Genomic DNA, 8,922 nt, shown 5'->3' on the forward strand with positions numbered 1-8,922 from the left:
CGCACGGTGGGATCAAGTGATCGAAAGCGCTGTGCGTGTGCGGCAGTTGAGCCTAGGGTGACGGGGTGACGCAGACTGCCTATCTCCGGTTTCCGCATCCGAGGGGCGAGTTGATCGCCTTCACCGCCGAGGACGACGTCTGGGTCGCCCCGCTCGACGGCGGGCGCGCCTGGCGCGTCAGCGCCGACAACATGCCGGTGGCCCACCCCCGGATCTCGCCCGACGGCACCCACGTGGCCTGGACGTCCACCCGAGACGGTGCCCCCGAGGTGCATGTCGCGCCGGTCGACGGCGGTCCCTCCCGACGACTCACCCACTGGGGCAGCAACAAGACCTCCGTACGCGGCTGGACCCCGGACGGGTCGGTTCTCGCGATCACCACCCACGGTCAGGCGTCGCTGCGCCGCAGCTGGGCCCACGCGGTACCGCTCGACGGCGGCCCCGCAGCTGTCCTGCCGTACGGCCCGGTCGGCGACGTGGCGTACGGACCGGCCGGCGAAGTACTGCTGCAGTCGGTCACCATGGGCCGCGAGGCCGCGTACTGGAAGCGCTACCGGGGCGGTACGGCCGGGAAACTGTGGATCGCCACGGAGACGCCGCCACCGCCGGCTGCCGGCGCGGATGATTCCCGACAAGGCGTCGCAGCAGCCGAGTTCGGCCGCCTGCACGCCGACCTCGACGGGAACATCGAGTACCCGCTGTGGGTCGGCGAGCGCATCGCCTTCCTCAGCGACCACGAGGGCACCGGAGCCCTGTACTCCTCCACCCCGGACGGCGGCGACCTGCGCCGCCACACCCCGCTCGCCGAGGGCGACACCCACCCCGGCTTCTACGCACGCCACGCGGCCACCGACGGCACCCGTGTCGTCTACGCCCGCGTCGGCGAACTCTGGATCCTCGACGACCTGGACGGCGCCGAACCACGCCGCCTCGACGTCCGCCTCGGCGGCCAGCGCACCGACCTGCAGCCGCACCCGGTGCGCGCCGACCGGCACCTCTCCGCCGCGGTCCCCGACCACACCGGCCGAGCCGGAGCCGTCGGCGTACGCGGATCGGTCCACTGGGTCACCCACCGCGACGGCCCGGTCCGCGCCCTCGCCGCCGAACAGGGCGTACGCGCCCGGCTGCCGCGCACCTTCCGCGTCGACGGCGAGGAACACGTCGTCTGGGTCACCGACTCCGAGGGTGACGACGCCCTCGAGTTCGCGCCGGCCGCCGGCGTCGCCCCGGGCGGATCGGTGCGCCGCGTCGGCGCCGGCCGGCTCGGCCGCGTCCTCGCCCTCGCGATGGCACCGGACGGCAGCCGCGCCGCGGTCGCCTCGCACGACGGACGGGTCCTGCTCGTCGAGCGCGACTCGGGCGAGGTCCGCGAGGTGGACCGCAGCGAGCACGGCGACGCCTCGGGCCTGGTCTTCTCCCCGGACTCCGGGTGGCTGGCCTGGTCGCACCCGGGCCCCGAACCGCTGTCGCAGATCAAGCTCGCCAACACCGCCGACCTGACGGTGTCCGAGGCCACCCCGCTGCGCTTCCGCGACTTCTCGCCCGCCTTCACCCTGGACGGCAAGCACCTCGGCTTCCTCTCCGAGCGCTCCTTCGATCCGGTCTACGACGTGCACGTCTTCGATCTGGCCTTCGTCGGTGCGTGCCGGCCGCACCTGATCACCCTCGCGGCCACCACCCCGTCGCCGTTCGGACCGCAGCGGCACGGCCGGCCGTTCGAGGCCTCCGAGAAGTCCTCCGAGGTGTCCGGCGACGACGCACCCGTCACCCGGATCGACCTGGACGGCCTCGCCGACCGGATACTCGCCTTCCCCGTCGAGGCCGCCCGCTACTCGACGCTGCGCGCCGCCAAGGACGGACTGCTCTGGCTGCGCCACCCGGTGCGCGGCGCCCTCGGTGTCTCCCGCGCCACCCCCGACGACCCGGGCCCCGGCACACCGCTCGAGCGCTACGACCTGGTACAGCAGCGCATCGAGGAACTCGCCCCCGACGCCTCCGGGTTCGCCGTCAGCGGCGACGGCAAGCGGGTGCTCCTGCGCACCGACGGCACCCTCAAGGTGGTCCCCAGCGACCGCCGCCCCGCACACGACGACGACAGCGACACCAACATCACCGTCGACCTCACCCGCATCCGGCAGACCGTCGAACCCGCCGCGGAATGGCGGCAGATGTACGACGAGACCGGCCGCGTCATGCGCGACTGCTTCTGGCGCGCCGACATGTCGGGCGTCGACTGGGCCGGCGTACTGGACCGCTACCGTCCGGTCCTCGACCGCGTCGCCACCCACGACGACCTGGTCGACCTGCTCTGGGAGGTGCAGGGCGAACTCGGCACCTCGCACGCCTACGTCACCCCCCGTGGCGGCGGCGCCTCCGACACCCGGCAGGGCTTCCTCGGCGCCGACCTGTCCCGCCACTGCGACGGCCTGTGGCACATCGACCGGATCCTGCCCTCGGAGACCTCCGACCCGCACGCCCGCTCACCGCTCGCCGCACCCGGCGTCGCGGTGCGCCCCGGGGACGCCGTGCTCGCCGTCGACGGCCGACCCGTCGACCCCGTCACCGGACCCGCACCGCTGCTGGCCGGCTCCGCGGACAAGCCCGTCGAACTCGCCATCTCGCCCGCGGGCGGCGGCGATCCGCGGCACGCGGTGGTCGTCCCCGTCGACGACGAGGAACCGCTGCGCTACCACGCCTGGGTCGCCGACCGGCGCGCCTACGTCCACGAGCGCACCGGCGGCCGCCTCGGCTACCTCCACGTCCCCGACATGCAGGCACCCGGCTGGGCGCAGATCCACCGCGACCTGCGCGTCGAGGTCGCCCGCGAGGGCCTCGTCGTCGACGTACGGGAGAACCGCGGCGGCCACACCTCGCAGCTCGTCGTAGAGAAGCTGGCCCGCCGCATCGTCGGCTGGGTCTCGCCGCGCGGCGAGCGGCCCACCAGCTATCCGGAGGACGCGCCCCGAGGCCCGGTCGTCTCCGTCGCCAACGAGTTCTCCGGATCCGACGGCGACATCGTCAACGCGGCCATCAAGGCGCTCGGCATCGGCCCGGTCGTCGGCACCCGCACCTGGGGCGGCGTCATCGGCATCGACAGCCGCTACCGGCTCGTCGACGGCACCCTGGTCACCCAGCCCAAGTACGCCTTCTGGCTGGAGGGACCCGGCTGGGGCGTGGAGAACCACGGCGTCGACCCGGACGTCGAGGTCGTCACCACACCGCAGGACTACGCGACGGGACGGGACCCGCAGCTCGACGAGGCCTGCCGGATCGCACTCGCCGCGCTCGAGGAGAACCCGGCCAGGACCGCGCCCGAACTGCCCGGCCTTCACTGACCGGAGGCATCGCGTCCGCGCGCGGCCCGGCCGCGTGGGCCGTCCCGGATACGATGCCCACGTACTGATCTTCGCGAGGTGCCGTCCCGTTCCCGGCGGGTGCGGGACGGCACCTCGCAGGCTGTGAGGGAGGCCGCCGTATGGCAGGCGAACCGCAGGCGGACTGCCTGTTCTGCAAGATTGCCTCGGGGGAGGTGCCGGCCACCGTCGTACGCGAGAGCGACACCACCGTCGCCTTCCGCGACATCAACCCCCAGGCACCCACCCACGTCCTGGTCATCCCCAAGGCCCACTACCCGGACGCGGCCTCGCTCTCCGCCGCCGAGCCCCAGATCGCCGCGGACGTGCTGCGCGAGGCCGGCGAGGTGGCGGCCGGCGAACAGGTCGACGGCAACGGCTACCGCATCGTCTTCAACACCGGCGCCGGCGCGGGCCAGACCGTCTTCCACGCCCACGCCCATGTGCTCGGCGGCCGCGGCCTGCAGTGGCCTCCCGGATAACGAGCCTTGTCCGTACGCGAATTGGTGGTGCTCGGCACCGCGAGCCAGGTGCCGACCCGCCACCGCAACCACAACGGCTATCTGCTGCGCTGGGACGGCGAGGGCATCCTCTTCGACCCCGGTGAGGGCACCCAGCGGCAGATGCTGCGGGCCGGCGTGGCCGCCCACGACATCAACCGCATCTGCGTCACCCACTTCCACGGGGACCACAGCCTCGGCCTCGCCGGGGTGATCCAGCGGATCAACCTCGACCGGGTGCCGCACCCCGTCACCGCCCACTACCCGGCGAGCGGACAGCGCTTCTTCGACCGGCTGCGGTACGCCACCGCCTACCGGGAGAACGTCCGGCTCACCGAGGCCCCGGTCGCCGCCGACGGCCCCTTCGTCACCACCGGCCCGTACACGCTGCGCACCGCCAAGCTCTCGCACCCCGTCGAGTCCTACGGCTACCGGCTGGAGGAGCCCGACGGCCGCCGTATCCTGCCCGAGCGGCTGCGCGAGCACGGCATCAGCGGCCCCGACGTCGGCCGGCTCCAGCGCGAGGGCGTCCTCGACGGCGTCACCCTCGACGAGGTCAGCGCACCGAAGCCCGGACAGCGCTTCGCGTTCGTCATGGACACCCGCCTCTGCGACGGCGTGCACACCCTCGCCGAGGGCTGCGATCTCCTCGTCATCGAGTCCACCTTCCTCGACGCCGACGCGCAACTAGCCGCCGATCACGGCCACTTGACGGCTACTCAGGCCGCCACGGTGGCCCGCGACGCCGGTGTGCGCCACCTCGTACTCACCCACTTCTCGCAGCGCTACCCGGACCCCGAGGCCTTCGGACGCGAGGCCCGCGCGGCCGGCTTCACGGGCGAACTGACCGTCGCCGCCGACCTGTCGCGCATCCCCGTACCCTCCCGCACCCCCTGAGTGAGCCCTCATGAACCTCCCGTACGACCTCCCCAAGGCCGAACTCCACCTGCACATCGAAGGCACCCTCGAACCCGAACTCGCCTTCACCCTCGCCGCCCGCAACGGCGTCCGACTTCCCTACGCCGACACCGAGGAACTGCACCGCGCCTACCTCTTCACGGACCTGCAGTCGTTCCTCGACCTGTACTACGGCCTGATGGCAGTCCTGCACACCGAGCAGGACTTCGAGGAACTGGCCGACGCCTACCTGGAACGGGCCGCGGCACAGGGCGTACGGCACGCCGAGATCTTCTTCGACCCGCAGGCCCACACCGCCCGCGGCATCCCCCTCGCCACCGTCGTCGAAGGCCTCTCCCGCGCCCTGGAACGCAGCGAGGAACGACACGGCATCTCGACCCGGCTCATCATGTGCTTCCTGCGCGACCAGTCCGCCGAATCCGCCCTCGCCACCCTCGAAGCCGCCCGGCCCCACCTGCACCGGATCACCGCCGTCGGCCTCGACTCCGCCGAAGTCGGCCACCCGCCCGCCAAGTTCCGTGAGGTGTACGAGGCGGCCGCCGCCCTCGGGCTGCGCCGCGTCGCGCACGCCGGCGAGGAGGGTCCGCCCGAGTACATCGCCGAGGCCCTGGACGTACTCGGCGTCGAGCGCATCGACCACGGCCTGACCTGCATGCGCGATCCGGAGCTCGTCGAACGCCTGGTCCGCGGGCGGATCCCGCTCACCCTCTGCCCGCTGTCCAACGTACGGCTGCGCGCCATCGACGTGCTCGAGGACCACCCGCTGCCGCAGATGATGGCGGCCGGGCTCCTGTGCACCGTCAACTCCGACGACCCGGCCTACTTCGGCGGCTACGTCGGCGACACGTACCACGCCGTGCACGAGGCGCTCGGGCTCGGCGAGGAGCAGTTGCGCGAACTCGCCCGCAACTCCTTCGAGGCCGCCTTCCTCGACGACGACGAGGAGCGGCGCCGGCGCTACCTGGCCGAGGTGGATGCGTACAGCTTCGATCAGTGAGCGGCGGGCCCGCATCGGGTCACCGCCGGCCGCTCACAGCCAGTCGTTCTCCGGGGTCGCCGCCCGCAGTACCTCGCGTGCGCCGCTGTGCACCGGCTCGCCGTGCGGGACGCACAGCGCGTCCACGTCGAGCGAGGCGAGGCGTCGGAAGGAGGCGACGGCCCCTTCTCTGTCCACGTTGAACGGACCGAGGATCGCCCGGCCGTCCGCGGTGGCGATGTTGTCGCCGGGGAACAGCACGCCGCTGGACGCGAGGTGCAGCGCGATGCTTCCCGGGGTGTGACCGGGTACGTGCAGGACGTGGACGGGCTCGCCCCAGCCGTCGATCGTGTCGCCGTCGTGCAGTTCCCGGTCCACGCGTACCCGCGGCGGGGGCTGCACGTCCGCCTCGGAGAAGCCCGCCATGACCTGCTCGTGAAGCGCGCGTTCCGAGGCGGTGTGCACGGCTGGGGACTCGGGCGCCGTGCCGCGTACGACCGGGGCGTCGGCGGCCCCGGCCAGGACGAGCGCGCCGGTGGCCTCGACCAGATCGGCGGCCGAGCCCATGTGGTCGATGTGCGGGTGCGTCAGCACGATCTGCCGCAGGTCCTGCGCGCGTCCGCCGAGCTGCGTCAGAGCGTCGAGGACCGCCGGCGCACACCCCGGCATCCCGGTGTCGATCAGGGCGAAGCCGTCCGGCAGGCGTACGACGTGGACGTGCCCGACCGGAAAGGGCAACTGCCAGACGGCAGAGGTGATCTGGATGAGGTTCATGGCTCGACCGTAGTGACGCGTCGGCGCCGATCCACGCGCCTCTGCCGACGGCGAAGCCGGTGCCGGGTCCCGCTCGCTCAACCGCTCTCTCGTGCGACGAGAGCGCGGAAGGTACGCGCGGGCCGGCCCGTGAGGCGCGGGACGGTGTCGGTGACGCGGTCCTCCGCCCCCTCGGCGATGGCACGGTCCAGGCCGGCGAGGAGCGAGGCGAACTCCGGCGGCAGGTGCGCCGCGAGGCGGTCACGCAGCTGCTCGTAGGTCTGGTGGCGGTGGTCCACCGGCCGCCCGGTGACCTGGGTGATGGTGGCGGCGATCGCGTCGTGGCTGAGCGCCTCCGGCCCGGTGAGTACGAGATCGGTGTTGGGCGCATGCGCGTCGGTCAGGGCGCGGACGGCGACGGCCGCGATGTCCTCGGCGTCGACGAAGCCGACCCGGCCGTTCCCGGTCGCGGTCCAGATGGCGCCTTCCTCGCGGATGCTCGCGGCGTGTACGTGGGTGCCGGTGAAGTTCTGCATGAACCACGAGGGCCGCAGCACCGCCCACTGCTCGAACAGCCCGGGCAGGGCCTGGTGCACCGTTCCGACGGCCGGGCCGCCCTCGGGGATGGCCGAGGAGCTGAGGAGCACCGCACGGTGCACGCCGGCCGCGCGGGCCTGGCGGAGGAACGGGAGCATGACCGCCGCCGGGTCGGTGTCGCCCACGGGCGGGATCAGGTAGACGCGGTCGGCTCCGTCCAGGGCGGCGGCGTGGGTGGCGGGTTCGTACCAGTCGAAGGCGACCGGCTCCGCGCCGGGGACGTCGACGGCGCGACGACTGGCGGCCTTGACGTGGTGGCCGGCGGCGGTCAGCTGCGCCGCGGTCCGGCTGCCGGTGGTGCCGGTGGCGCCGATGACCAGGGTGGCCGGGGGAGGTGTCATCGGTTGCTCCCGGTGAAGTCGGTGCCGGGTTCGAGTGCGGTGAGGGGGTTCCAGTAGTCGCGGCAGGAGGTGATCCGTCCGTCCCTGACCGTCACGACGACGATGTAGTTCACGTCGAAGGGGCGGCCGGTCTCCACCAGGCGGCCGACGCCACGCATCTCGACCACGATGGTCTCCGGGTCGGTCGTCCGGTGGACCTGCAGCTCGGGGAAGTCGTGCAGGTCGATGTGATCCGGGTAGTCGCGCATGTACGCGCCGACGGCCTCCCGGCCCTCCAGCCGCCTCGGCCACCCGTCAGGCGCGAAGGGGAACTCCATGAGGGCGTCCTCGGCCCACAGGTCGGTCCAGGCGGGAATGTCCTTGTCGAGAAGCAGCTGCAGACCGTGACGGTAGAGGTCTGCCGGAGAAGTCGGTGCAGGCATGGGTATCCTCCCTCTCGTAGAATACGGACCGCGGGTCCGCTTCAACGAACGATACGGACCCGGGGTCCGCTTCGCAAATGAAGGATGCAGCATGACCGACCGCAAGCCCCGCAAGGACGCCGCCCGCAACCGGCAGGCCGTCCTCGCGGCCGCCGACGCCCTCTTCGCCCGCGGCGAGAACCCGGAGGCGGTGACCATGGCCTCCGTCGCAGCGGCGGCCGACGTCGGCAAGGGCACGCTCTTCAGGGCGTTCGGCGACCGCAACGGACTGCTGCGCGCCCTGTACGAAGCGCGGATGGAACCGGTCAGGGAGGCCGTCGAGAACGGACCGCCCCCCTTGGGCCCCGGCACCGCGCCGCAGCAACGCGTACCCGCCCTGCTCGACGCCGTCCTCTGCTTCAAACTCGACAATCGCGGCCTCGTCCTCGCCCTGGAGGAGAGCGGGAGCAGCAGCCCGTACCAGGCCGATCACTACGAGCACTGGCACGGCCTGCTCGCCGCGATGCTCAGCCGGCTCCCCGGACCGGCCGACAGCGACTTCACCGCCCACGCCCTGCTCGCCGCCACCCGGGCCGATCTCGTCGAGCACCTGGCCGGGCACGAGGGCGTGCCCCGCGAGACGATGCGGGCCCAGCTGGCGGCCTTCACCGCCAGAGTCCTGAACTCCGCCCCGGCGCGGGACGCGTCGAACGAGCACTGACCGAAGGCCGGCCCCGGGCCCAGCCCGTCGACGCTCGATCGCATTCCCTGCTCTTGTCCGGAAAGTCCTGCACGGCACGCACTATCGCCGCACCGCCCGAAGGCCCGAGTACGTCCGGTACGACGACTCCCGGCCGGCGCACCGAGAGCACGCACCGGACACCGCGAGCACCGCACACGACTCGCCGGACACGCCCTAGATGTGCTGTCCCGGCAGGTTGGTGACGCGGTTGGCTGGGGGTTGGCCGTCGATTCCGGTGTGGGGTCGGTGGTAGTTGTACCAGTCGAGCCAGTCGGGGAATGCTGCTTGTCGTTGGGCGTCTGAGGTGTAGGGGCGGTGGTAGGCCCATTCGTCGAGCAGGG

Annotated in this window: 9 protein-coding genes; 5 read left to right on the forward strand and 4 right to left on the reverse strand. The window is 72.6% G+C overall.

What is annotated here, in order from left to right; genetic code table 11:
* The first annotated feature begins 65 nt into the window (after positions 1-65).
* The 4 genes from DSC45_RS32865 (at position 66) to DSC45_RS32880 (ending at position 5,768) form a co-directional block, all read left to right on the forward strand.
* On the forward strand, positions 66-3,335 hold the full coding sequence (locus DSC45_RS32865) for a S41 family peptidase (RefSeq protein WP_119295677.1): 3,270 nt from the start codon (positions 66-68) through the stop codon (positions 3,333-3,335).
* 140 nt (positions 3,336-3,475) lie between these two features.
* The gene (locus tag DSC45_RS32870; protein ID WP_119295678.1) at positions 3,476-3,835 is read left to right on the forward strand and encodes a histidine triad nucleotide-binding protein; all 360 of its coding nucleotides are present in this window, start codon (positions 3,476-3,478) and stop codon (positions 3,833-3,835) included.
* Positions 3,836-3,841: 6 nt separating this feature from the next.
* On the forward strand, positions 3,842-4,750 hold the full coding sequence (locus DSC45_RS32875) for a ribonuclease Z (RefSeq protein ID WP_119295679.1): 909 nt from the start codon (positions 3,842-3,844) through the stop codon (positions 4,748-4,750).
* Positions 4,751-4,760: 10 nt separating this feature from the next.
* Positions 4,761-5,768, forward strand: coding sequence for an adenosine deaminase (locus DSC45_RS32880; RefSeq protein WP_119295680.1), 1,008 nt, complete (start codon positions 4,761-4,763; stop codon positions 5,766-5,768).
* 33 nt (positions 5,769-5,801) lie between these two features.
* On the opposite strand, the gene DSC45_RS32885 is transcribed toward DSC45_RS32880, so the two are convergent.
* The 3 genes from DSC45_RS32885 to DSC45_RS32895 form a co-directional block, all read right to left on the reverse strand.
* On the reverse strand, positions 5,802-6,521 hold the full coding sequence (locus tag DSC45_RS32885; protein ID WP_119295681.1) for an MBL fold metallo-hydrolase: 720 nt from the start codon (positions 6,519-6,521) through the stop codon (positions 5,802-5,804).
* Between the two features lie 77 nt (positions 6,522-6,598).
* Positions 6,599-7,438: an NAD(P)H-binding protein gene (locus DSC45_RS32890; RefSeq protein ID WP_119295682.1), complete on the reverse strand. Its 840-nt coding sequence runs from the start codon at positions 7,436-7,438 to the stop codon at positions 6,599-6,601.
* A complete protein-coding gene (locus tag DSC45_RS32895; RefSeq protein WP_119295683.1) occupies positions 7,435-7,860 on the reverse strand; it encodes a nuclear transport factor 2 family protein in 426 nt (141 codons plus the stop codon). The genes DSC45_RS32890 and DSC45_RS32895 overlap by 4 nt, the downstream gene beginning before the upstream one ends.
* 91 nt (positions 7,861-7,951) lie before the next feature.
* Here DSC45_RS32895 and DSC45_RS32900 point away from each other — a divergent pair, with 91 nt between their 5' ends.
* Positions 7,952-8,560, forward strand: a complete 609-nt coding sequence (locus tag DSC45_RS32900) for a TetR/AcrR family transcriptional regulator (RefSeq protein WP_119295684.1) — start codon at positions 7,952-7,954, stop codon at positions 8,558-8,560.
* Between the two features lie 195 nt (positions 8,561-8,755).
* Here DSC45_RS32900 and DSC45_RS32910 read toward each other — a convergent pair.
* Positions 8,756-8,922 (reverse strand): integrase core domain-containing protein (locus tag DSC45_RS32910; protein WP_162929412.1); only part of this gene is annotated, 167 nt, incomplete at its 5' end.

This window comes from Streptomyces sp. YIM 130001 (genome assembly GCF_003574445.1).
Classification (GTDB): Bacteria; Actinomycetota; Actinomycetes; order Streptomycetales; family Streptomycetaceae; genus Streptomyces.